Raw genomic sequence first — 23,334 nt, forward strand, 5'->3', positions numbered from 1 at the left:
TATTTTGACATTAAAAATGAGCTCGACTTCATCGCCTACTTTTACTTCCTTTTTGGAAACATCGTAGCTCCAGGAAGCAGGCTTCAGCACCTGTGCCTGCACCATTTGTGCTGCAAAGGTCAACAGGACCACAAACAGCCAGTGAAGGCGAAGCGTCAGCCTCAAATTATTTCTCATAAGGGTATATCTAGTTAATTTATTAAGATCAAGGAAGCCCGAAAGCCTCACTGCAAAAGTAGAGATTTTGATCGAAAGCCCCATCTGTCTGGCTGCATCGATCCAACCTAATAGACAGATGACAACCTATTGCCCTCAAATGCCGGTCCTGATGCTATAAATAACAGAAACTAACAGCAGGTAGTTTCTAAACAGACTCTCAGACTGTTAGTTCACTTATAAACCAACGTTCCATTATCGTATGCACGCATACTAAGCCTCTGGTAGCCAATACTCTGACTCTCACCCGCTATTCCATGCCGTTCACGGATATAAAGAGCTTCTTTGGCCAGACAGGGAATTTTAAGAGCTACCAAAACGTATATTTTATACTGGATTATTTACAAAACCTACATTCAAAACTATGAATACAGACTTTCAGCCAAAGGAATTCACCACTATCAAAACTGTCTGCGGCAAAGAACTTGATTTTACTTTCAAGGCGATCAAACTTGTGCGCGACGAGAAACACAATTTTCATATTGTATACCGTACTTTTTCAGACGAATTTATTTACTCCTTCTGCAATCCCTTCCTCGATACTTCTTCAGAGCATGTTTATAGAATGATCTCCGAAGCAGAGGCTAAGGCTATCTTCATGCCCCTCCTTTCGCCGGAAAATGCCCGCGAGTTGTTCAGCACCGCCCAGGCACCCGTCATGCAGGTTCAATACTAACCACCTGAAGATGTATCAACAAGAAAAGGTGCCCTGTGGCACCTTTTCTTGTTTTAAGACAAGGCCCTGCAAGCCTGTGCCACGATGCCAGCTGCATGTATTCTTGCCAATAGCACATACATATATAGTAAAACCACGTATTTTAGCTTAATTTTACGCAGCCGGAAGCAAACCGCGCCGTAACACGCTATGATTCTAAACATCCTACTCACTATATTTCTGGTATTGCTTAACGGCTTTTTTGTGGCGGCGGAGTTTGCGATCGTGAAGGTGCGTGCTTCACAAATCGAACTTCGGGCGCAGGCTGGCAGTTCTATGGCCAGGCTGGCCCAGCACATGCTCACCCACCTCGATGCCTATCTGTCGGCTACACAGCTTGGCATTACCCTGGCATCGCTCGGGTTGGGTTGGATCGGCGAAAGCGTCGTTGCCCAGATCGTGATCAATGTGATGAATTTCTTTGGCTTCCAGGGCAGTGAGGCACTGGCCCACAAAATAGCCCTTCCGATCTCTTTCGCCATCATCACGGTCCTCCACATCGTATTCGGCGAGCTGGCGCCAAAGTCACTGGCTATTCAGCGATCTGAAGCCACTACACTGGCCATTACGCTACCACTCCGCTTCTTCTACTACCTGTTCAGGCCTTTTATCTGGTTACTCAACGGCTTTGCCAACCTGGTGCTGCGCTCTATGGGCATTCGTCCCGTGCATGGCTCCGAGGTACACTCCCCTGAAGAACTGCGCCTGCTTTTTGAACAAAGTGCGGAGGGCGGACTGCTTGTTGACTCCCAGCACGAGCTGCTCGAGAACGTGTTTGAGTTTAACGAGCGCATGGTGAAGCAGATCATGGTACCCCGCACACGCATGGTGGCCATTGATGTGAACATTCCCGAGCCGGAACTGATGGAGCTGATTTTTGAGGAAGGCTACTCACGCTTGCCAGTTTACGACGGCTCCATCGATAACATTGTGGGGGTGCTCTATGTCAAGGACATCCTGAGCCTGATGCGCCTGGGAGAGTCGATCATCATTGAAAAGCTGATGCGTCCGGCCTATTTCGTTCCGGAGACGAAGAAGATCCCACGCCTCCTGCAACAGTTCCAGCGCCGCCACATGCACATGGCCATCGTAACCGATGAGTTTGGCGGTGTGTCGGGCATCGTGACCATAGAAGACATCATCGAGGAGCTGGTAGGCGAAATTCAGGACGAATACGACGAGGAGGTGCCTATTGTGGAGCGCCTGAGCGACTTTGAGTACCGTGTCAATGGCGCCGCCCCTGTGTCAGACGCGAACGACTACCTGCCTTTTGCGCTGCCTGAAGGTGAGGACTATGAAACGGTAGGCGGCTTTGTGACCATGATCTACGGCCACATACCAGAGGATGCAAACGAGGTGGCGGAGTTCAATGAGTATGCGATCCGGGTACTGGAAAAGTCTGACCGCCGTGTGGAATGGGTACTCTTCACTATTAGAGACGACTTCCGATCCCAAATAGAACCGCAAACAGAGGAGCCAAATTATTAAAAACAAAGGCCATACCTGTGCGGTATGGCCTTTGTTTTTCTGCTACTATCATTCCGGATTAGTAAACCAGCCGCTGTACATCACATAGTTATTGGCCACTTTATCCAGGCCATCGATCTGCTCCTGACTCAGCTGTTTCACCTTTTTGGCAGGTATACCGGCGTATATAAATCCCGACTCGCATACTGTATTCTCCAGCACAATAGCACCCGCCGCTACGATGCAGTTCTTCTGCACGAGCGCATTGTCCATCACAATAGCTCCCATCCCGATCAGAACGTTATCTTCCACGGTACAGCCATGCACAATCGCATTATGGCCAATCGATACGTTGCTGCCGACGGTGGTTGCAGCTTTCTGGTAAGTGCAGTGGATCACGGCACCATCCTGAATATTGGTTTTATCACCAATCCGGATCGCATTTACATCGCCCCGGATCACGGCATTAAACCATACGGAACACTCGCGGCCCATCACTACATCGCCCACGATCGTAGCATTCTCAGCCACAAAGCAATCTTCGCCCATCTGTGGGCTTATACCTTTCACAGGAAGTATAACTGGCATATTTTGAGTTAGAGAGTTTAGGAGTTAGAAAGTTAAGGTTTAGCGATGTTTTCCTGTAACGTTGTAATAGCCATGCCAACTGTAGGGACAGGTCGTGACCTATTCAACCATCCACAAACAACAATCAACAATTTAACCATTCAACAATTTATCAATTCAAAAGCCGCTTCCAGGTCCCTTTGCTCAGATTATATTTGAGGGTGCTGGGGAGTGCTTTCCAAAAGTATTTGTTTATTTCTACGGCAAAGCTGGGTTGCATGTAGCAGTTGATGGTGCAGCCCTCGCAGGCCGGTAACCGTCCCTCTAACTGCTTTAGTTCCTCCACCTCCTGGCTCAGGTATAGCTCGCCCAGTTTGCCTTGAATCGGGAAACTTTTGGTGCCCAGGTGGTAGCAAGGCAATACCAGCTCATTTTCCGGAGAGATGACCAGTGTGGTGCTGGCCGCTTTGCACACCGGGTCTGCTACCCTGTTTCCTCCGTCGCGACGCAGCTGTACGAAACCCTCGTTCAGGTATACGCCTTTACGCTTTCCGAAGGCCGTCAGGTAATCCAGTTCTTCTTCCGTTAGCTGCTCCCCCACGGCCACATCGTTGTACTCAAAGGCCGGTTGATGATAAGCATGAGTTTGTTGGGCTGCGTAATGGTCCGGTATACCTCCTCCAGTTGGTCCAGATTGTGACGAAACACTGTAAACAAAATATCCGGACGCTCACCTAGCCACTTCGCCACCTGTATCGATTCCATCACGAAATCATAGCAGGCCACACCACGGCCAGTGTCGTGCACTTCCTTGTGAGCCGAGTCCAGCGAAAAGTGCAGCATGTCTATCTTGCCTTTCAGCCGTTCTGCCAGTTTGGGATAGAGCATACCGTTGGTGGTGAGCGTGGTGATGAAACCCATGTCGTGTGCCATACCCAACATCTGATCGATCTGACGGTGCAGCAAGGGCTCGCCACCCGTGAAGTCAATCACCTGTACCCCAAGCCGCTTCAGGTCATGCAGGTTTTGTGCCACGTCCTCCAGCGTTATGTAAGGCGAAGGCTTCTCCCAGATATCACAAAACGAGCACTTTGCGTTACAGCGGTACGTAACGTAATAGTTGCAAAGCACAGGTTTCGATCTCAGGCGCATCTGGTAGAGAGTTGTTCACTCAAAATTAAGGATTCTGCCGGAGTATCAGGTATAGAAGGAGGTTGGATGCTAAAATACCTGAGAATGGAAATGGTTAAATGGCTAAATCGTGCACAGGCATGCCTTTCTAACTCCTAATTTCTTAAACTCTTTAACTTTCTAAACTCTATGAAAAGACAAAACATTTCTTCTGGCGCTATGTGGGAAGATATCATTGGGTATAGCCGTGCTGTGCGTGTCGGCAATGTAGTGGAGGTGGCGGGCACTACGGCTACTGAGGGCGATCAGGTGATTGGTATAGGCGATGCTTACGAGCAGACCCGGTACATTCTACAGAAGATAGAGAAGGCGCTGCAAGAAGCCGGCGCTACGATGAAGCAGGTGGTGCGTACCCGTATCTATGTGACTGACATCAGCCAATGGGAGGCTGTCGGTCGTGCTCACGGTGAGTTCTTCAGCAACATCAAGCCAACCTCAACCATGGTAGAAGTGCGGGCACTGATCAAGGCGGAGCAGCTCGTGGAAATTGAGGCCACAGCGATTCTGAGCTCAGAAGGTTAACCCAATTAACCGAAGTGCTATACCTGGTGTAGTGACTGGACCACAGGAGGGCAGCCCACATTAACAGCCAGCAAAACAAAGGAATAGTACCATAATTTAATACTAAATACCCTATATTCACACGGTTACGTACTAAAAGGCTATTGATCATTCGTTATACCTGTGCCGATTTGGCTTCGGTATAAAATCTTGAAACTAATCTTATAGCTATGAAAAATTTAGTGCTAACTATATTTGCGCTGGTCGCCTGAGTACGGCGGCACAGGCACAGTTTTTAACCGGTGGTCTGAAGGCTGGCGTGGGCTCATCGAGTGTAAGTGTACACGATGTCACCAGTAACCCCGCTGAGTACGCCAACAAGGAATCTGTAACCAGTTACCATGCCGGTGCTTTTGCCCGCGTTAATATTCTGGGCTTTTTTATACAGCCTGAAGCTATTTTCACGCAAACCGGCGGACGACTGGAATCTAATCCCAATACCTCCATTACAAACCGTGTATCCGACATCAAATTTAACCGGCTCGATGTGCCCATTATGGCAGGTATAAGCATTGCCAACCTGGTTCGTATACAGGCAGGTCCGGTTGCCTCCAATCTATTGAGCGCGCGCCAGGAGGGACAGAGTATTAAGAGTTTTATGTCAGGCTCTGACTGGGGATATCAGGCAGGTATAGGCCTCGACATACAGCGCCTGACCGTAGATGTGCGTTACGAGCGCATCAACCGCAATTACTCAGATCCGTCTTTACAGAGTAACTATGACCTGGCTAATGAACAGATCTTGCTGAGTTTGGGACTGAAGCTGTTTTAAGGCATAGCCTTTAGTGCAGCAACCAAGCTACTTTAAAACAGAACAGCCGGTGCAGGTATATCCTGTACCGGCTGTTCTGCTTAGCAGCATACCTGTTAAGGCTGCGTTATGTACATCTCGGCACCCGGACCAATTGGCAGACCAATTATAATCCAGACAATCAGCAGCACTACCCAGCCGATAAAGAACACGATCGAGTAAGGAAGCATCGTCGAGATCACGGTGCCTATACCTGCGTTCTTGTCATAGCGCTGTATGAAGGCCACGATCAGAGCGAAGTACGACATCATTGGCGAGATAATGTTGGTTACGCTATCGCCGATGCGGTAGGCTACCTGCGTGAACTCCGGCGAATAACCCAGCAGCATAAACATCGGGATGAACACTGGTGCCATGATCGCCCACTTAGCCGAGGCCGAACCCATTACGAGGTTGATCACAGCGGCCACCAGAATGAACATGATCATCAGCGGAATCTCGCTCAGGCCCATGGTCTGCAGCACATCGGCTCCGTTAATGGCCAGAATCAGGCCCAAGTTAGTCCAGTTGAAGTAGGCCACGAACTGTGCCGCGAAGAACACGAGTACGATATAAGAGCCCAGTGTCTCCATTGACTTAGACATGCCACGCATCACATCGCTGTCGTTTTTGATGGTCTTGGCGCCTATACCATAGGCGATACCGCCAATTGCCGAAAGTAGGAAAATGAAGGCCACTATACCTGACATGAATGGCGAATTAAGTATCTCCCCCGTCTCCGGGTTGCGTAGATAACCATCCTCCGGCAGCAAACCGCCCAATACAAAGGCAATCGAAGCCAGGATAGCCAGGGAGGCGTAAAGAAGACCTCGCTTCTCCTGACTGTTCAGGCGGTCGATGCTCTGGGGCTTTTCGTCGCCATTGTACTCGCCCAGCCTCGGAATTACAATTTTTTCAGTCACCCAGGTACCCAAACCAGCTACCAGGAAGGTAGAAACAAACATGAAGTAATAGTTGGCCGCCGGATTCACGGTATAATCGGCATCAATGATACGTGCCGCCTCCGTAGACAGACCAGCCAACAGCGGGTCGATAGTACCCAGCAACAGGTTGGCACTGTAGCCACCCGACACACCCGCAAAAGCAGCCGCCAGACCAGCCAGCGGATTACGGCCGGCCGCCAGGAAGATCACCGCCGCCAGTGGCACCAGCAGCACGTAACCCACTTCAGAAGCCGTATTGGAGATAACACCCGCAAACACGATCACGAAGGTGAGCAGACGCTTGGGTGATGAAAGCACTACCAGACGCAGCACCGCACCGATCAGACCCGTGCCCTCAGCTATACCTATACCCAGCAAGGAAACAAGCACCGTACCCAGCGGAGCGAAGTCGGTGAAGTTGGTCACCATGCGGGTCAGGATCATGTGCAGGCCTTCAGTAGAGAGCAGGTTAACCGGTGTTATGATCTTGCCTGTGCCCGGGTGCGTTACCGCCAGGTCAAACAAACTGGCTACCCACGACAGGATGATCACGAGCAGCGCAAAGCCTGCAAAGAGCGTGGCCGGGTGTGGCAGGGCGTTGCCGATGCGCTCCACTATGGATAGGAACTTGTCAATCCCTGACTTTTTTTTCTTGATTTGCGTCATAAAAAAGGTTGGTTTAAGGTTCCCGCCCACTCAGCGCCTGTTCAGGTACAGGTGCCGGGCAGTCAAGGCCATAGCAAACGGGGTTCCGAAATTGCCCAAAATTTTGCAGCCTCGCAAATTTTAACAAAAAGCCATACCTTCGTTTATCATCAAAAATTGCTTTACCTATGATCACACCACTACAGCCCGGCGACAAAATCGCCATCATCGCCACCGCCCGTCTTATCAGCCACGAAGAAATTGCCGCCGCCATCGACATACTCAGAGGCTGGGGGCTGGAAGTAGAAGTTGGCCCTACAGTAGGAGCGCAGTATGGTGTGTTTGCCGGCGATGATGCCCTGCGTCTGCAGGACCTGCAGCAGGCCCTCGACCGCCCTGATATCAAGGCAATCATTTGTGCCCGCGGTGGCTACGGCACCACCCGCATTCTTGATCAGGTAGACTTCAGTCATTTTCAGAATCACCCGAAGTGGGTCGTAGGTTTCAGCGACATCACCTCCCTCCTCTGCCACATCCACAGTTTAGGTATAGAAAGCGTGCACGGGATTATGCCCCTGCTCTTCCCGAAAGGCACTGAAGAAGCACTGGAGAGTCTGCGTCGCGTTCTCTTCGGAGAAAACCTAAGTTACAGCTCCGCTCCCCATACCTTTAACCGCACAGGTATAGCCGAAGGGCAACTGATAGGTGGTAACCTGGCGCTCCTGCATAACGTCTCCGGCACGAGCTCCGACTTCACGACCAAAGGCAAGATTCTTTTTCTGGAAGATGTGGACGAGTACCTCTACAGCATCGACCGCATGATGGTTCACCTCGACCGTGCGGGCAAGCTAAAAGACCTGGCAGGCCTTATAGTGGGCCACTTCAGTGACATGAAAGACAATGCTATACCTTTCGGGAAAGACGCCTACGAGATAATCGCCGAACACACTGGCAAGTATGACTACCCCGTTTGCTACGGCTTCCCAACCGGTCACGAGCCGGATAATCTGGCGCTGGTTTGCGGGAGAAGAGCGAAGCTGGAAGTTGAGGAGAATGGGGCGAGCTTGGAGTATGTTTATTCTGTCTAACGGCAAAGTCCGGCCAATCACACTTTATGTATAGGATAATCTTACTTTTTTTAGCTCTCTTTAGCTTAGGCTGCAGCACAGGCAGAATTGCGACAACCGCTAATACGAAACCTAATGAAACGATCGTATTTGGAAAACTTACACTGGATAGTAGCCGGCCGTTGGCTAGCGAAAAAATAGTGCTGCACTTTAATGAACGGCTTTGGGGAAAGCACACCGTCTGGCTGGACGAAAGCGGCTATTTTTACATGAAACTCCCGTTAGGCAATCATTTTCTTTCGCTGCTTGAATACCGAGATAATATTGGGTTCTATAAAAATTTACCTCCCAACTATATCTCAGTCAATCTCACTGAGCCTGAAAAGGTCTATTACATTGGCGACATTTACTTGACCTGGACACCTGTTGAATTGGCTGATATGCGCCAGAACAAAGGGGTAGTTGGCGCAATAGCAGAAGCAGAAAAGAGGGGTGAATATGTACCCGCTTCGGTTGAATCGTCACAGCAAACAGTTAATTTCTTTAAGCAGAAGTTTATTGGCAACCAAAAGGAGATCGTGACTGAACTCGTAACAATAGAATAGCTCCGCTTAAAGCAAGGTCAGAGTAAACTATACTGAGAAATAGGCAGCATGTACCTCGATTGTAGCGTTCATTACGCTGCCTTATCAATTCCCTTGGCTCTTACCTGGCTGTAATAGTTACAAATCCCGTTCAGCACGCATTTTTCACACTTTGGATAGGACCAGGTACATACCTTCTGCCCGTGCCAGAACAGGTGCTTGTGGAAGTTGAATAGCTCAGTGGCATCTTTGGGGAGCATTTCCAGCAACACATCATGGGCTTTATTAGCTGTAATCTTGGCACCGATAAGGCCCACCCGCTGGCTCACCCGAAACACGTGCGTATCGACGGGCAGTACTGGTTTCTTAAAGTTGAATAGCAGCAGCAAGGTAGCCGTTTTTGGTCCTACACCGGGTAGCCTAGTTAGCCAGGCCATGGCTTCGTCTATGGGCAGGTCGGCCAAAAAGTCAATGTTTATCTCCCCTCTGTCCTCTTTGATCATGCGTAACGTCTGCTGTATCTGCGGGGCTTTCTGCAAAGGGTAGCGGGTGGTGCTCACTGCGTCGGCGAGTTCATCCTCCGGGGCGTTCAATACGCCTTCCCAGTCTCCGAAGCGCTCCAGCATGGTATAGTAGGCCTGCTGCTCATCGGCGTGGTTAGTGCGGTGCGAGAGCATGGTCGAGATTAATTCATGCATATGGCTACGGCGTGGGTCAAGCACCAGACGCTTATACTCCTGGTTCAGCAGTTCGTGCGTTATCACTATTTTTTCTTCAGCAGGTAGTTCGTATCCTTCCATTTCTTGCCAGGTTTAGCCCGGTAATAATTAACGGTTTTATACAAATGGCGTTACTGCCGTTAATAGGGTTATTATCACCAAAGTACATGTTAGAACATTTATTCAGAAAAATTGTAATATATCAGAACAAATTGTTCCAATTACCGCTATACCTGTAGTCTCAGCTCAAAACGGCATTAGCTTTCATTTTATGCAAATTAAATTCTTAGGAACAGGGGGTGCCTTTGACATCGATTATCTGAACTCTGCCGCTTTGGTGACAGTGCGGGGAAAGTGTGTGTTGATTGACTGTGGCTTTACAACATACCAGACGCTGGTGCACAAAAACCTGCTGCACCGAGTAGACTATATCCTGCTCACACATCTGCACAACGACCACTGCGGCAGTCTGGCCAATCTGCTGCTGCACAAGCATGTAGTAGACAAAGCTCCAAAGCCAACCATCCTGTACCCAACAGACCAGTTCAAGGCGCAGGTATACGAGTTCCTGAAAATACAGGTGAAGAACCCTGACAAGTACGCTGAGTTCGTTCCGCTTGACCGTTTCGAAGGTATAAAGGCCGTTGATACCTATGGTCTGCACTCAGAGGGACTCCAATCATTTGCCTACATTTTTGAAGAGGAAGAAAACCGTATCGTATACTCAGGCGATCTTGGCAAACCCGATGTGCTTTTTGACAAACTGAGTCGCATGCCTTCGCTGCCTACCTGCGTGTATCACGACATTACCTTCAACCCCGAAAACACGGGCCATACCTTTTACAAAAAGCTGCTCCCCTACATGAACGGCGTAGAGATGTTCGGCTACCACTGTGACCCAACCCAGAACCCGGGGGACAACCCAATCAGGCTGGTATTTTACCAAAAAGACCTTTTGGCTTAAAGCATTTCAAAAAGCTTGTATCCAATTAGGCAAAACATGTGTATCAATTTTAGGTTAATGCTGCAATACTGCACAAAACCAGTTAGCACATGACGTTCATAATGACTTTTCGCTCTAAGCATAAGCTAACTTTCATGCGCAGGCCACTGCACATGGCCTACATGGGTACTTTCATAGCTTTCCTGGCATATACAGGCTTTACCACACCTGACCTGCTCAACTGGCTCCTCGAAAACTCCCTTACACTCTCTGTTGTCATCTTACTGGCTGCCTTTTACAATATTTTCCGCTTCACCGATACCAGCTATACCTTGGTTTTCCTGTTCATGATGCTGCATGTGTACGGCAGCTATTACCAGTATGCCGACAACCCCTTTGGTGAGTGGATGAAAGAGCAATTTAATTTCCAGCGCAACCACTACGACCGCATTGTGCACTTCGGTTTTGGTTTACTGCTCACATATCCCATTTATGAAATTGCAAGACGTGGTTTTAGCCTGAGTGTGTTCCTGAGCAGTGTACTCACGCTATCGCTCGTTCTGTCGCTGAGTGCTGTTTATGAAATCGTGGAGTGGATCGTGGCTGACCTCGTGTACGATGGGGACGAGCAAGGCATGGCTTACCTGGGAATGCAGGGCGATATCTGGGATGCACAAAAGGACATGGTACTCGCCTTTCTGGGAGCCAGTATTGCCATCGGGGTTGCCATTGTGCTCCGCAAGCGCACAGCTCCGTCAACTAACAGAGATTAATCAAACAAAAAAAAGCCGGCTATACCTGAGGTGGTATAGCCGGCTTTTCTATGGATTCTTAATTAATTACAGATCACCACGTTCTGCGGCTTTCTTCATTTTTTCGTTTGCAAAGATCGCGATCTCTACACGACGGTTTGCCTGACGACCGGATGCTGTAGAGTTGTCAGCTACCGGATGGTCAAATGCCCACCCCTGCGTTGTGATACGGTTGCGGGCAACACCCTGCTGGGTAGCATAGCCCGCAACGGACTCAGCACGTCGCTCTGACAGACGCTGGTTCAGCTCACGGCTACCGGTGTTGTCAGTGTGGCCTTCGATGATGATGTTCGTATCTTCATACTTCTTCAGCGTAGTTGCCAGTTTCTGGATGTCAGCCTGCGCATTTGGGCGAAGCTCAGCAGAATTCACATCGAAAAGGATACCTGAGTCGAAGGTGATTTTGATACCCTCACCTACTCGTTCTACTTTAGCGTTCTCCAGGTCACGACGCAGCTCTTCGGCCTGCTTATCCATACGGCGGCCAATCAGGCACCGGCCGTACCACCCACGGCAGCACCAATAATGGCGCCCGCCGCTGTGTTACCAGCTACTTTACCAATCACACCACCTACTACAGCACCACCACCAGCACCAATAGCACCGCCTTTGGCCGTACGACTGGCATTACAAGATGTAAATAAGAAACCGATTACGGCTAGAGCCAGGAAATAAATTCTGATATGTTTCATGTTCTTGTTTTTTAATTTTCAATTATAGTTGTCAGATTAAGCCCTTAATACTCTAAATGTGTTAAAATGTTGTATCTGGATATAGCAGTTGAACAGAACCTATAACACAAGTAATTGCTAACCAGCATGTTGCCAAAACCCCTACACCAGCTTCATTAGACAAACTATATACGTAAACCAACGGGAGAATATTCAAAAGTCGCCTATAGGCGGCGCTGGCAGCTTGTTTTGAGGTTTTTTAGTTAAAACATGTTGCATAAAAAAAGCGCCTACCGGGTATACCCGGCAGGCGCTTTAGAACAAGTGCTATACCTGTAGCTTATTTTATCTCACCACTTTCGGCAGCTTTCTTCAGCTCCTCGCTTGCAATGATGATGATCTCTACACGACGGTTTTGCGCACGGCCTTCCGCAGTCGTGTTGTCAGCAATCGGCTGGTCAAAGGCGTAGCCTTTCGCCTGCATGCGAGATGCGTCTACTCCACGGGTACGGGCATAGTTGGCAACAGCCTGCGCACGACGCTCCGACAGTCCCTGGTTCAACTCACGGCTACCAGTGTTGTCGGTGTGGCCTTCGATGATGATGTTCGTGCCTTCGTATTTTTGAAGTGTGTTTACCAGGCCGTCAATGTCTTTCTTAGCATTGGCGCTCAGTTCAGCAGAGTTCACAGCGAACAGAATACCCGAGTCGAAGTTGATACGGATAGCCTCGCCCACACGCTCGATCTTCGCATTCTCCATGCTTTTCTCCAGTTCCTCGGCCTGCTTGTCCATACGGCGACCGATAACGGCGCCTGTGGCACCACCCACGGCAGCACCTATAATGGCACCCGCCGCTGTGTTGCCCATGCGGTTACCAATAATACCGCCTACTACAGCGCCTGAGCCCGCTCCGATGATACCACCTTTAGTGGTTTTATTCATACCTGTCTTCTCTTCCCCGGTAGTAGAAGTTTCGGTTTTGTTACCTGTTGTAGTTGAGGTGTCGCCTGTACCAGAAGTAGTCGGACGTGTAGTCTGGCAGGAAGTGAACAGCATGGTTACAGCCAGCATCGATGTCAACGATAGTTTTACTAGTTTCATAGTCTTGTAATAAATTTGAAAAATGGTTTTTGGTTGATAGTAGTATTAGTTATTCTTAGTATTTGTGCTTTCGCAATACTAATGCCAAACTTAGGCACAATATTGTGCTTTACCCAAACTATTACTTTCCTAAACTGAAAAAGTTTGTTTGCACCCGTTCAGCTTATATTTTGTCGTGTTTGAGTACCACCAAAAAAGCCTGTCAGCAATACTAACAGGCTTTTCTGCTCTATTATTTTAATCCAATCCGCTTATGCCGATTTGGCGGCTTTCTGCGTTTTGGCTGTTCCGTTTTTTTCTTCTGTAACAGGCATGATCATGCCCAGCAGATCTACCAAGCGCTGCTTCAGTTCCTTGCGGTCCACGATGAAGTCCAGAAAGCCATGCTCCAGCACGAACTCCGCACTCTGGAATCCTTTCGGGAGGTCTTTTCCAATCGTTTCTTTGATAACACGCGGACCGGCAAATCCGATCAACGCACCCGGCTCGGCAATGTTGAAGTCGCCCAGCATGGCATAAGATGCCGTTACACCACCTGTAGTAGGATCCGTAAGCATCGATATATATGGTAGTTTCTCCTCTGAAAGAAGCGCCAGTTTTGCAGAAGTCTTGGCCATCTGCATCAGCGAGAAGCCAGCCTCCATCATACGGGCACCTCCTGACTTGGAGATCATCATGAAAGGTGTGCGCGTCTTGCGGGCGTGATCGATGGCGCGGGCAATCTTCTCACCCACCACTGATCCCATAGAGCCACCGATGTAGGCAAAGTCCATACAGGCGATGGTGATGTCCTTGCCACCGGACTTACCATAGGCAGTGCGCACAGCATCTTTCAAACCTGTCTTGCGTTGGGTTTCTGCGGTACGCTGTGGGTATGGCTTGGAATCCACAAAGTTGAGCGGATCACCCGAGGTCATATCCTCGTCCATCTCCGTAAACTTGTTGTCGTCGAACAGGATGGCGAAATACTCCTTTGAACCAACACGGTCGTGGTAGTTGCACTTCACGCAGGTCTTCAGGTTTTTGCGGTGCTCGGTCATGCTAGTCACTGTCTTGCAATCCGGGCACTTAAACCACAAGCCGTCCGGAGTTTCCTTTTTCTCCTCTGTCGGTGTGATAATTCCTTTTTCTACTCGTTTAAACCAAGGCATCATAATCGTATCGGTCGTGCGTACCGCACATTAAATGGTTGTTCTGCCATACTCCTCTGTACCAGTTTCAGGCAGATTTGGGCACAAATATAGCCTGCTTCGGATTACTCACAAAGGAGCTACTCCAAAGCAGGCTGTAAAATTAGTTAATAATCAGCAGTTCTGCTACAGATTAAGCAAGTGTAATGTCATTGGCCAGGTATACGTCCTGAATCGCGTTCAGAAGTTCCACTCCCACTTTCATATCTTTCTGGAACGCCTTACGGCCTGATATTAAGCCCATACCGCCTGCACGCTTGTTGATAACAGCTGTGCGCACAGCATCTGCCAGGTCAGACTCTCCTTTTGACTCACCACCTGAGTTGATCAGACCGGCACGGCCCATGTAGCAGTTGGCTACCTGGTAGCGAGCCAGGTCAATTGGGTTGTCAGAAGAAAGCTCTGAGTACATCTTCTCGTGCGTCTTGCCAAAGCCGATCGCCTTAAAGCCACCGTTATTCTCAGGAAGCTTCTGCTTGATGATGTCCGCCTGGATGGTGACGCCCAGGTGGTTTGCCTGTGCTGTCAGGTCGGCGGCTACGTGGTAGTCTACACCATCTTTCTTGAAGGCGTTGTTGCGGGTATAGCACCACAGGATGGTGGCCATACCTAGCTGATGCGCTCTTTCAAAAGCTTCGGCCACCTCGATGATCTGACGGGAAGACTCTTCAGACCCGAAGTAGATGGTAGCACCAACCGCCGTAGCACCCAGGTTCCAGGCCTCGTCCACAGAGCCAAACATGATCTGGTCATACTTGTTCGGGTAGGTCATCAGCTCGTTGTGGTTGATCTTCACCACGAACGGAATCTTGTGCGCATACTTTCTTGACATCATGGCCAGGTTACCGAAGGTTGTCGCCACGGCGTTGCAGCCACCTTCAATGGCTAATTTGATGATGTTCTCAGGGTCGAAATAGATAGGGTTTGGGGCGAAAGAAGCACCTGCGGTGTGCTCGATGCCCTGGTCAACAGGCAGGATGGACAAATAACCCGTGCCAGCCAGACGGCCGTGGTTGAAAAGCTGCTGCAGGCTGCGCAATACCTGCGGGTTACGGTTTGACTGAGAGAACACACGGTCCACAAAGTCAGGGCCCGGTGCATGGATCAGGTCTTTGGAGATTGTTTTGCTTTCATACTGAAGCAGGTTTTCCGCTTCAGAACCTAGTAAGGAAACGATGTTATCGTACGACATTTTTTTAAATAGTTTTTAATAAAAGGGACGTATTGAATTGCAGGACAAATATATAATGCTTTTTGAATACTTCAGAAAATATCCTAACTACTCTTGTAAGTGGCGCATTGCTGCCTCCACATACCGTTTCCGACCTCAAAATGTTGCTCTAATTACAGCACTAAATTCACCTGTCTCATATCTCCAAACTACCCCTGCACCAACTACTCCAGGTATAGCCGAGTTCTTAAACCTAACCGAGGCCGCTACTCGTTATACAATACACTAGGTATAAGCATATTAAGCATCAAAAATATGAAACACAACCTTATCAGGAACGCTTGGCTGCCACTCCTGCTCTTGTTGGCAGGTATAGCGGCATGCTCATCTTCCACCCAGATCATGGGATCCTGGAAAAGTCCCGAAATTGAAGCACAGAATTACCAACGGGTAGTGGTGGCTGCCCTTACCGATAACGTCCTGGCCCGGCAGGAAGTGGAAAATGACCTGCAGGCGCAGTTGCAGATGAGAGGCATACAGGCAACCCGCAGTATTGATTTGTTCCCGCCATCTGCTACCGCTAAAACCGGACCGGATGTAAACCTGCTCATAGAGCGTATCAAGGAAAACGGCCATGATGCCATCCTGACCGCCGCACTGGTAGACGAGCAAACCGAAACACGCTATGTACCCGGCAATATGGGGTACCGACCGATGTCACGTTTTGTATGGTATGGCAGCTTCAGGGGTTACTACAATTTCTGGTATCCTACCCTTTACGACCCCGGCTACTACACCGAAGACAAGATATACTACCTCGAAACAAACCTATACGACGTCAACACGGACCGCCTGGTATGGTCAGCTCAATCTAAGTCGCACAGCCCCCGCAGCCTGCGCAAAGCCGCAAGCCAGTTTGCTGAGCTCACGGTGCAGAAAATGGCCGAGGACAATGTGTTACCAGCTGTTGTAAGGCAATAAAAAAGGCGCTCTTGGGAGCGCCTTTTCTGTTCGTAAGGTATACCCTTATTCGTTGTATAGCACGTGCAGCACAGTTTGCCCCACTGCCTTCAAAGTGTTTTTACTAATGATGTCCATCGTGTCTGTATGGCGGTGATGATAAGGTCCAAAATAGTCATCCTGATCTGCCATGTTGTACTCGATGATATCGATCATGCGGATGCCGGCCACGGTGTTCACGTAGTAATGGTCGTCGGTAATGGCCGGGGCATTTACATACTTAAAGTAGTCGGAGTAACCGAGGCGATTTCCGGCACGCCATACCTTGTCCACAATATTGCGGGCATACTGCATGGAGGTACCTTCGCGGGCAAACTTGGCGTTCTCAGCACCCACCATATCGAGCAGGATGCCGTAGTTCGCTTTGTAATTCGGCTTGTGTTTGTTCTTGCTCCAGTACTGTGACCCCAGACACCAGGTATCGCTTTGGTATGGGTAGTCGCTCTCGTCAGGCTGGCCGTAATCTTCTCCATCAAAGAAGATGATGTCCACACCTATACCTGGCTTCTGCTCCGCCACCTGTATGGCACGCGCAATTTCGAGCAGCACTCCTACACCGCTGGCACCATCATTGGCACCGTCGATGGGCTTGTTCTGATTTTCCTCGTCTTTGTCGGCAAAGGGTCGTGTGTCCCAGTGCGCAGCCAGTAGCACACGCTTGGTTGCATTGGGATTGATGGTGCCAATAATGTTACGCAGGTTGAGCATGGTACCGTCAAAAGCACGTGCCTGGAAGGCCTGCACCTGCACTTCGGCGCCATAGCTGCGCAGCGTCTCTATCAGCATTCCCCTGTTTTGTAATGCGCTGCCGTATTCGGCACACGCGGTCCGAAAGCCACCTGCTGATCTACAAAGTTATAAGCAGAATCCGCATTAAATTCTGGTGCCTGCACCACAGCCTCTTCTACCTCAGTGGTAGCTGTGCGTTCACCACTGCTTCCGTTATCAGAAGAGTCGCAGCTGTTAAGTCCCATGGCGCTCAGCATCAGGATGGCCAGTAGCTTCATATTATTCTTCATAAGCCCAGTCAATTCCGGTTTTCAGATCCTTGATCACGATGCCCTGCTTCTTCAGCTCGGCACGGATGGCATCTACTTTATCATAAGCCTTGTTCTCTTTTGCCTCCTTGTAAAAGCCGAGCACCAGTTCCAGCATATTTTCCATATCAGCGGTCGGCTCGTCTTTTAACCCAAGCACATCATTCACCAGTTCGGTATAGGTTGTGCGGATGGTATCAAAGGTGTCACGTGTCAGTGTTCCGATCTGTAGCTGCCCCAGGTATAGGCTGTTGATCTTCTTGAGCAGATTGAAGAGTGAGGCGATGGTGCGAGCCGTGTTCAGATCGTCATTCATGCCGCGGAAGCAGTCCTCCGTCAATTTCAACAAATCCTCATTCAGCTTTTCGTCCGGTGTGCCGGGCTGTTCCGGGTATACCAGTTTCTCGAGCACCCGCATGCCGTTCATCAGCTTCCTATAACCTTTCTGGGCGGCCTGCAGCGCCTCGTTGCTAAAGTCGAGGGTGCTGCGGTAGTGCGCCTGCAGGATAAAGAAACGGATGGTCATCGGGCTGTAGGCCTGTTCCAGCATTTTATGCTTGCCGCTAAAGAGCTCGCTCAAGTTGATGAAGTTGCCCAGCGACTTGCCCATCTTCTGCCCGTTCACCGTGATCATGTTGTTGTGCACCCAGTAGCGGGCGGCATCGCTGTGGCTGTGGCTGGCCTGGCTCTGGGCAATCTCGCACTCGTGGTGCGGGAACATCAGGTCGAGCCCACCGCCATGTATGTCAAAAGTCTCGCCGAGGTACTTGCGGCTCATGGCCGAGCACTCCAGGTGCCAGCCCGGGAATCCGTCGCTCCACGGCGAAGGCCAGCGCATGATGTGCTGTGGCGAGGCTTTTTTCCAAAGCGCGAAGTCAAGCGGTGAACGCTTTTCCCCCTGCCCTTCTGTGTCACGGGTATTGCTAAGCAGGTCTTCGATGATTCGTCCCGACAGCTTGCCGTAGTTGTTATTCTTGTGATAGGCCGGCACGTCAAAGTAGACCGAGCCGTTCACCTCGTAGGCCATGCCATTCTCGAGTATCTCCTGTATCATCTGGATCTGCTCAATGATGTGGCCGGAAGCACGCGGTTCTATGTCGGGCGACTTAGTATTAAGTGTCGCCATGTCCTGCTGGTACACATTGGTATAGTGCTGCACGACCTCCATCGGCTCGAGGTGCTCCAACTTGGCTCTTTTCTGGATCTTGTCCTCCCCTTCGTCGGCATCGTTTTCGAGATGGCCTACGTCGGTGATGTTGCGCACATAGCGCACTTTATACCCGAGGTACTTGAGGTAGCGGTACAGCACGTCGAAGGTAACGGCACTGCGGGCATGGCCCAGGTGCGGCTCGCCGTATACTGTCGGCCCGCAGACATACATTCCCACGAAGGGTGCGTGTAGCGGTTCGAACAGTTCTCTTTTGCGTGTGAGCGTGTTGTACAGGTTCAGTTTGTGTTGCATGGTATCGATATGCACAGCATGCGCAAGGGGCATGCTTTCTGTTTATACTTGATTATTCTGGTGAGCCTGGTGGCCAACCAAAGTTCAAAACTAAAAAATTATACCTTCAGTCCCTTACTCCTCTTTCGGCTTGATGACATAAGTCGCCGAGATGGGGAAGTGGTCGGAGAGTGGCATCTCGTAATGCGTTTTAAAGTCGTATGCCTCCAGCCCTTCACTGAAGAACTGATTATCAATACGCAGGAATGGCAAAGGTCCATTGTAAGTGGCGCCTACCCCGTTGCCCGCTTTCTCAAATGAATTATTCAATTCACCTACCAATTGACTGTAGGTATAGCTGAACGGAATGTCATTGAAATCGCCTGTCACAATGACCGGATAAGGTGATGTTTTTACGTGGTCGAGCAGCTGCTGTACCTGCATGGCCCTGGCCCTGAAGCCCATTCGCAAACGGCGGGCCAGGTTACGACTCTCTTTCCGGAAGCTTTCTTCGTCGCCAATTGCCGAATACGTATTTTCGATATCCTCCGCCTTAATACTCATTGATTGAAGATGTACGGCGTATACCCTGACAGTATCCCCTTTCACATTGATATCGACCCAGGCGGCCCGGTTGGCGCTCGCTCTCCGTGTATTTGTAAAATGTATTGTACCTCCTTCAATAATTGGATATCTCGAAAAGATAGCTATACCTAAATCCGCCTTGATGCGATCCGTTTCTACAGTGGACCCAAACACATATCGATTATACCTTTTACCTATGCGATTAAAGTTGTTATACTCTGTCGAGTTGACTCGGCTGTAAAATTCCTGCAGACAAAACACATCAGCCGGGTGCGTAGCTACCCAGTCTACCATTTCTTCCGAAACACGAGGCACCCCTTCTACAACTTTATCATAGGCGTTAAATACATGCACATTGAAGCTGAGCACCTCCAAAGTTTTGGCTCCTGTAGGTGGCTCTTTGTCCCAGGTGATAGATATCAGCCGGCCATAGTGATTCCAGCCAAGGCCGATGACGGCCATCGGCAGAAACACATACCATGAGCGCTTCAACAGCCAGTAGATAAAGAACAGAAAATTAAGCACCAGTGCGCCCGGAAGTGAAAAGGCAACAAAGCCGACAGGCCAGAATTCGTAGGGTGGCACACGCATACTCAGCACCCCCAGCAGTAGCCAAAGCACCACCAGGATGTTCAGGATCAGCCAGATTCTCCGGCGTATTTGTTTGAATGTACCTGCCACGGTGGCAAACTTACAAATTATGCTTGTAGGAATATCAAGCCTCGGTTCAGAATATATTCAGTGCGGTGGCAATAATGATTTTAATCTGCAGAACTTTTCCAGCAGTTGTGCTTGTTACAGAACCGAAGCCTCTCCGGCAGCTGGCATTGGCCACAAAAATGCCGCCCGAAATCTCCAGAAACCATATAATTACAGCGCACTTAAACACATATTGTTGTTTATATAATGTTTTTATAGTAAATTTGTGACATTATTTCCAAGGAGATGAGGGGACGCGAGGTCCCCTTCTTTATTTTCTTTAAATAAATATGGCAATAACGGCACAAAGTATTCGCGCTATGGCGGAAGCCAGCCTTCCGGAAAATGATCTGTTCATCGTGGATGTGGCAGTGTCTGATTCGGCAGTGCGCCCCAAGATAACCGTGTTGGCTGACGGCGAGCAGGGCATCACCATTGACCAGTGCGCTACCATCAGCCGCCGCGTCAATTCAAAGATCGCGGAGACGTATGGCGAGGAAGTATCCTATGTGCTGGAGGTTAGTTCGCCGGGAGTGGATTTTCCGCTCACGCAGCCGCAACAGTTTAAGAGAAATATCGGCCGTAACCTGAAGCTAAAAATGCAGGACGGCACCGAGAGAACTGGCAAGCTGGAAGAAGTAACCGAGACAGGTATAAACCTGACAGAAGAAATCAAACAAAAAGGCAAAAAGGCAACGTATGAGCCTGTGCAAATACCTTTCGGGGAGATTGTAAAAGCAAATGTTGTAATATCTTTTAAATGATAAAATAATGAACAGTTCAGTCCTGATCGAGTCGTTCGCTGAATTTGCGAAATTCAAGAACATAGACCGCCCGACGATGATGCGCATCCTGGAGGATGTATTCCGCACTATGATCCGCAAAAAGTGGGGTACCGACGAGAACTTTGACATCATCCTGAACGTGGAGAAGGGTGACCTGGAGATCTGGCGCAACCGCGAAATCGTGGACGACAACTCGGAGGACATCTGGGACCATGACAAGATCAGCCTTACAGAGGCCCGCAAAATAGAGCCTGACTTTGAAGTAGGCGAAGAGGTATCAGAAGAAATACAGCTCGAGGACTTCGGTCGCCGCGCCGTGTTGACTGCCCGCCAGACCCTGATCCAGCGTATCAAAGACATGGAGAAAGAACTCCTGTTCCAGAAGTACAAGGACCTTGTTGGCGAGATCATCTCAGGTGAGGTATACCAGGTATGGAACCGCGAAGTACTGTTGCTTGATCAGGAAGAGAACGAACTGCTGATCCCGAAAGGTGAGCAGATCCCGAAAGACCGCTACCGCAAAGGCGACGTAGTGCGTGCTGTGGTACAGCGTGTTGAGATCGTGAATGGAAATCCGAAGATCATTCTTTCCCGTACATCTCCAGCATTCCTGGAGCGTTTGTTCGAGAACGAAGTTCCGGAAATATACGATGGCCTGATCGCGATCAAAAAAATCGTGCGTGAGCCCGGCGAGCGTGCTAAAGTAGCCGTAGAATCGTTTGACGACCGTATTGACCCGGTAGGTGCCTGTGTGGGCATGAAAGGTTCTCGTATCCACAGCATCGTGCGCGAGCTGGAGAACGAGAACATTGACGTGATCAACTACACCGACAACCTGGAGCTATACATCCAGCGTGCCCTTAGCCCGGCTAAGATCACCAGTATGAAAATAGACAACGAGAACGGTAGAGTATCGGTGTTCCTGAAGCCAGACCAGGTGTCGCTTGCGATCGGTAAAGGCGGCCAGAACATCAAGCTCGCTAGCAAACTGGTTGACATGGAGATCGACGTGTTCAGAGAGTCTGAGGTATACGAAGAAGACATCAGCCTGGAAGAATTTACAGACGAAATCGAGGACTGGGTGATCGCAGAACTGCGCCGCATTGGTCTGGATACAGCCAAGAGCGTACTGGCAGTTTCGAAAGAAGACCTGCTTCGCAGAACAGAACTGGAAGAAGAGACGATCGAAAGCGTACTTTCTATCCTGCGCGAAGAGTTGGAAGAAGAAGACAATCAATAGTTGTGAGTTGAGCTTCGTTCCTGTAATTTTGAAAGAAATTCGGAACGAAGCTCAGTTCTATACCTTGCAAGGCAACTATAGCATATTAACAGAATAAATTAAAGACAGCATATCAGAACATGGCAGAAGACAAAATCAGGAGGCTCAAACAGGTTGCAACTACTTTAAACATTGGTACAGCTACCATTGTGGATTACCTCTCTGCTAAAGGCTTTGACGTGGAAAACAAACCCACTACCAAAATCACGGCAGAGCAGTTCAGTATGCTGGCTAAGGAGTTCGCTTCTTCAATGCAAGACAAGATTGAAGCGGAAGAACTCAACATCGGCAAGAAACCACAGAGCAACCAAGTAGTGGAATCGGAGCCGCACCACGAGCCCAAGAAAACAACAGAGCCTGAGCAGGAAATCCTGATCAAGAGCGTGCACCAGCCGAAAGCTGAAACACCTGAGGCCAAGCCTAAAACAGAAGAGCCAAAAGCGCCTGCACAGCCAGCCGCGGCACCAGTTGAGGCAAAGCTGCCAGGTATAAAAGTGCTCGGCAAAATAGATCTGGACGCAAAAGGCCGCCCTATACCAAAGGCAGCACCTAAAGCTGAAGAGCCGAAAGCACCTGCAGCAGAGCAGCCAAAAGCTCCGGAGGCGAAAGCGCCAGAGCAACCTGCCGCTCCAGCCCCTGCACCTACTCCTGCGCCAGTTGAGCAACCAGCTGCTGAGCAGAAGCCTGCAGCAGCTGAACAAGCTCCTGCGACGCCAAAAGCAGAAGCTCCGAAACCGGAAACTCCTAAAACTGAAGAAAAGCCACAGCAGCCGGCAACGCCTCCTGCCCCTGCTGCGGAACAAAAGACAATAGAAACAGAAAAAGCTCCTGCGCAAGCAGCGGCACCACAGGCTCCGGATCAACCGGCTGCAACGCCTGTCGAAAAAGGAACAGAACCAATAGAAACAATTACAGCAAAAGCCGACCAGCTGAAAGGCCTTACGGTACTGGGCAAGATTGAATTGCCAGACAGCACACGTAGAAAAGGTACTAAGCCGGTAGCGTCTTCCGATGACAGGAAGGCCGGTAAAAAGAAAAAGCGCAAGCGCATTATTGTGGCCGGCACTGAACAAGGCGGCGGCACACAAGGACAACAACAAGGCACTACTGCTAATCCGCAGTCACGCCCGATC

General features: G+C 49.7%; 21 protein-coding genes and 3 pseudogenes. 12 read left to right on the forward strand and 12 right to left on the reverse strand.

Annotation, left to right across the window (positions count from 1 at the left end):
* Nucleotides 1-580 precede the first annotated feature (580 nt).
* Nucleotides 581-892: a hypothetical protein gene (locus O71_RS12025; RefSeq protein ID WP_007657101.1), complete on the forward strand. Its 312-nt coding sequence runs from the start codon at nt 581-583 to the stop codon at nt 890-892.
* A gap of 189 nt (nt 893-1,081) precedes the next feature.
* A complete protein-coding gene (locus O71_RS12030; RefSeq protein ID WP_007657102.1) occupies nt 1,082-2,419 on the forward strand; it encodes a hemolysin family protein in 1,338 nt (445 codons plus the stop codon).
* Nucleotides 2,420-2,467: 48 nt separating this feature from the next.
* On the opposite strand, the gene O71_RS12035 is transcribed toward O71_RS12030, so the two are convergent.
* Nucleotides 2,468-2,986 (reverse strand): gamma carbonic anhydrase family protein, encoded by a 519-nt coding sequence (locus tag O71_RS12035; protein ID WP_007657104.1) that lies wholly within the window; start codon nt 2,984-2,986, stop codon nt 2,468-2,470.
* A gap of 151 nt (nt 2,987-3,137) precedes the next feature.
* Nucleotides 3,138-4,117, reverse strand: a pseudogene (locus O71_RS12040) (radical SAM protein).
* A 168-nt stretch (nt 4,118-4,285) separates the two neighbouring features.
* On the opposite strand from O71_RS12040, the gene O71_RS12045 reads away from it, so the two are divergent.
* Nucleotides 4,286-4,678: a RidA family protein gene (locus O71_RS12045; protein WP_007657106.1), complete on the forward strand. Its 393-nt coding sequence runs from the start codon at nt 4,286-4,288 to the stop codon at nt 4,676-4,678.
* A gap of 247 nt (nt 4,679-4,925) precedes the next feature.
* A complete protein-coding gene (locus tag O71_RS12050) occupies nt 4,926-5,489 on the forward strand; it encodes an outer membrane beta-barrel protein (RefSeq protein ID WP_071530878.1) in 564 nt (187 codons plus the stop codon).
* A gap of 95 nt (nt 5,490-5,584) precedes the next feature.
* Here the strand turns inward: O71_RS12050 and O71_RS12055 are convergent, their stop codons facing one another.
* Nucleotides 5,585-7,117: an AbgT family transporter gene (locus O71_RS12055; protein ID WP_007657120.1), complete on the reverse strand. Its 1,533-nt coding sequence runs from the start codon at nt 7,115-7,117 to the stop codon at nt 5,585-5,587.
* Nucleotides 7,118-7,284: 167 nt separating this feature from the next.
* Between O71_RS12055 and O71_RS12060 the strand changes: the two genes are divergently transcribed.
* Together O71_RS12060 and O71_RS12065 are read left to right on the forward strand one after the other, a co-directional pair.
* On the forward strand, nt 7,285-8,184 hold the full coding sequence (locus O71_RS12060) for an LD-carboxypeptidase (RefSeq protein ID WP_007657122.1): 900 nt from the start codon (nt 7,285-7,287) through the stop codon (nt 8,182-8,184).
* A gap of 26 nt (nt 8,185-8,210) precedes the next feature.
* Entirely contained in the window at nt 8,211-8,768 is a 558-nt protein-coding gene (locus O71_RS12065) for a hypothetical protein (RefSeq protein ID WP_007657125.1), read from the forward strand.
* 71 nt (nt 8,769-8,839) lie between these two features.
* On the opposite strand, the gene nth is transcribed toward O71_RS12065, so the two are convergent.
* On the reverse strand, nt 8,840-9,547 hold the full coding sequence (gene nth, locus O71_RS12070; RefSeq protein ID WP_007657130.1) for an endonuclease III: 708 nt from the start codon (nt 9,545-9,547) through the stop codon (nt 8,840-8,842).
* A gap of 190 nt (nt 9,548-9,737) precedes the next feature.
* Here nth and O71_RS12075 point away from each other — a divergent pair, with 190 nt between their 5' ends.
* Nucleotides 9,738-10,430: an MBL fold metallo-hydrolase gene (locus O71_RS12075; protein ID WP_007657132.1), complete on the forward strand. Its 693-nt coding sequence runs from the start codon at nt 9,738-9,740 to the stop codon at nt 10,428-10,430.
* Between the two features lie 134 nt (nt 10,431-10,564).
* Entirely contained in the window at nt 10,565-11,182 is a 618-nt protein-coding gene (locus O71_RS12080; RefSeq protein WP_237717830.1) for a DUF2238 domain-containing protein, read from the forward strand.
* Between the two features lie 66 nt (nt 11,183-11,248).
* On the opposite strand, the gene O71_RS12085 is transcribed toward O71_RS12080, so the two are convergent.
* From O71_RS12085 to O71_RS12100, 5 genes are all read right to left on the reverse strand, one after another.
* Nucleotides 11,249-11,698: an OmpA family protein gene (locus tag O71_RS12085; RefSeq protein WP_007657136.1), complete on the reverse strand. Its 450-nt coding sequence runs from the start codon at nt 11,696-11,698 to the stop codon at nt 11,249-11,251.
* An 11-nt stretch (nt 11,699-11,709) separates the two neighbouring features.
* Entirely contained in the window at nt 11,710-11,913 is a 204-nt protein-coding gene (locus O71_RS27285) for a hypothetical protein (protein ID WP_007657138.1), read from the reverse strand.
* A 319-nt stretch (nt 11,914-12,232) separates the two neighbouring features.
* Entirely contained in the window at nt 12,233-12,994 is a 762-nt protein-coding gene (locus O71_RS12090) for an OmpA family protein (protein WP_237717831.1), read from the reverse strand.
* A 251-nt stretch (nt 12,995-13,245) separates the two neighbouring features.
* On the reverse strand, nt 13,246-14,145 hold the full coding sequence (gene accD / locus O71_RS12095) for an acetyl-CoA carboxylase, carboxyltransferase subunit beta (protein WP_051017757.1): 900 nt from the start codon (nt 14,143-14,145) through the stop codon (nt 13,246-13,248).
* Nucleotides 14,146-14,317: 172 nt separating this feature from the next.
* The gene (locus tag O71_RS12100; protein WP_007657144.1) at nt 14,318-15,376 is read right to left on the reverse strand and encodes a class I fructose-bisphosphate aldolase; all 1,059 of its coding nucleotides are present in this window, start codon (nt 15,374-15,376) and stop codon (nt 14,318-14,320) included.
* A gap of 294 nt (nt 15,377-15,670) precedes the next feature.
* Here O71_RS12100 and O71_RS12105 point away from each other — a divergent pair, with 294 nt between their 5' ends.
* Complete coding sequence (locus tag O71_RS12105; RefSeq protein ID WP_007657146.1) at nt 15,671-16,336, forward strand: hypothetical protein; 666 nt, start codon at nt 15,671-15,673, stop codon at nt 16,334-16,336.
* A gap of 45 nt (nt 16,337-16,381) precedes the next feature.
* On the opposite strand, the pseudogene O71_RS12110 reads toward O71_RS12105, so the two are convergent.
* The 3 genes and pseudogenes from O71_RS12110 to O71_RS12120 all read right to left on the reverse strand — a co-directional run bounded on the left by O71_RS12110 (nt 16,382) and on the right by O71_RS12120 (nt 20,119).
* Nucleotides 16,382-17,382 (reverse strand): annotated as a pseudogene (locus O71_RS12110) (M28 family peptidase).
* 1 nt (nt 17,383) lies between these two features.
* Entirely contained in the window at nt 17,384-18,907 is a 1,524-nt protein-coding gene (cysS, locus tag O71_RS12115; RefSeq protein WP_007657152.1) for a cysteine--tRNA ligase, read from the reverse strand.
* An 81-nt stretch (nt 18,908-18,988) separates the two neighbouring features.
* Complete coding sequence (locus O71_RS12120; RefSeq protein ID WP_007657153.1) at nt 18,989-20,119, reverse strand: endonuclease/exonuclease/phosphatase family protein; 1,131 nt, start codon at nt 20,117-20,119, stop codon at nt 18,989-18,991.
* Between the two features lie 308 nt (nt 20,120-20,427).
* Between O71_RS12120 and rimP the strand changes: the two genes are divergently transcribed.
* The 3 genes and pseudogenes from rimP to O71_RS21760 all read left to right on the forward strand — a co-directional run.
* Complete coding sequence (gene rimP / locus O71_RS12125) at nt 20,428-20,901, forward strand: ribosome maturation factor RimP (RefSeq protein ID WP_237717832.1); 474 nt, start codon at nt 20,428-20,430, stop codon at nt 20,899-20,901.
* A gap of 7 nt (nt 20,902-20,908) precedes the next feature.
* On the forward strand, nt 20,909-22,162 hold the full coding sequence (gene nusA, locus O71_RS12130; protein ID WP_007657162.1) for a transcription termination factor NusA: 1,254 nt from the start codon (nt 20,909-20,911) through the stop codon (nt 22,160-22,162).
* A gap of 119 nt (nt 22,163-22,281) precedes the next feature.
* Nucleotides 22,282-23,334, forward strand: a pseudogene (locus O71_RS21760) (translation initiation factor IF-2); the annotation flags it as partial.

The sequence above is a fragment of the Pontibacter sp. BAB1700 genome, assembly GCF_000277005.1.
GTDB classification, from domain to species: domain Bacteria; phylum Bacteroidota; class Bacteroidia; order Cytophagales; family Hymenobacteraceae; genus Pontibacter; species Pontibacter lucknowensis.

Coding starts and splice junctions, on each gene's coding strand:
- O71_RS12025 (WP_007657101.1), top strand. CDS start 581: ATGAATACAGACTTTCAGCCAAAGGAATTCACCACTATCAAAACTGTC.
- O71_RS12030 (WP_007657102.1), top strand. CDS start 1,082: ATGATTCTAAACATCCTACTCACTATATTTCTGGTATTGCTTAACGGC.
- O71_RS12035 (WP_007657104.1), bottom strand. CDS start 2,986: ATGCCAGTTATACTTCCTGTGAAAGGTATAAGCCCACAGATGGGCGAA.
- O71_RS12045 (WP_007657106.1), top strand. CDS start 4,286: ATGAAAAGACAAAACATTTCTTCTGGCGCTATGTGGGAAGATATCATT.
- O71_RS12055 (WP_007657120.1), bottom strand. CDS start 7,117: ATGACGCAAATCAAGAAAAAAAAGTCAGGGATTGACAAGTTCCTATCC.
- O71_RS12060 (WP_007657122.1), top strand. CDS start 7,285: ATGATCACACCACTACAGCCCGGCGACAAAATCGCCATCATCGCCACC.
- O71_RS12065 (WP_007657125.1), top strand. CDS start 8,211: ATGTATAGGATAATCTTACTTTTTTTAGCTCTCTTTAGCTTAGGCTGC.
- nth (WP_007657130.1), bottom strand. CDS start 9,547: ATGGAAGGATACGAACTACCTGCTGAAGAAAAAATAGTGATAACGCAC.
- O71_RS12075 (WP_007657132.1), top strand. CDS start 9,738: ATGCAAATTAAATTCTTAGGAACAGGGGGTGCCTTTGACATCGATTAT.
- O71_RS12080 (WP_237717830.1), top strand. CDS start 10,565: ATGCGCAGGCCACTGCACATGGCCTACATGGGTACTTTCATAGCTTTC.
- O71_RS12085 (WP_007657136.1), bottom strand. CDS start 11,698: ATGGATAAGCAGGCCGAAGAGCTGCGTCGTGACCTGGAGAACGCTAAA.
- O71_RS27285 (WP_007657138.1), bottom strand. CDS start 11,913: ATGAAACATATCAGAATTTATTTCCTGGCTCTAGCCGTAATCGGTTTC.
- O71_RS12090 (WP_237717831.1), bottom strand. CDS start 12,994: ATGAAACTAGTAAAACTATCGTTGACATCGATGCTGGCTGTAACCATG.
- accD (WP_051017757.1), bottom strand. CDS start 14,145: ATGCCTTGGTTTAAACGAGTAGAAAAAGGAATTATCACACCGACAGAG.
- O71_RS12100 (WP_007657144.1), bottom strand. CDS start 15,376: ATGTCGTACGATAACATCGTTTCCTTACTAGGTTCTGAAGCGGAAAAC.
- O71_RS12105 (WP_007657146.1), top strand. CDS start 15,671: ATGAAACACAACCTTATCAGGAACGCTTGGCTGCCACTCCTGCTCTTG.
- cysS (WP_007657152.1), bottom strand. CDS start 18,907: ATGCCCCTTGCGCATGCTGTGCATATCGATACCATGCAACACAAACTG.
- rimP (WP_237717832.1), top strand. CDS start 20,428: ATGGCAATAACGGCACAAAGTATTCGCGCTATGGCGGAAGCCAGCCTT.
- nusA (WP_007657162.1), top strand. CDS start 20,909: ATGAACAGTTCAGTCCTGATCGAGTCGTTCGCTGAATTTGCGAAATTC.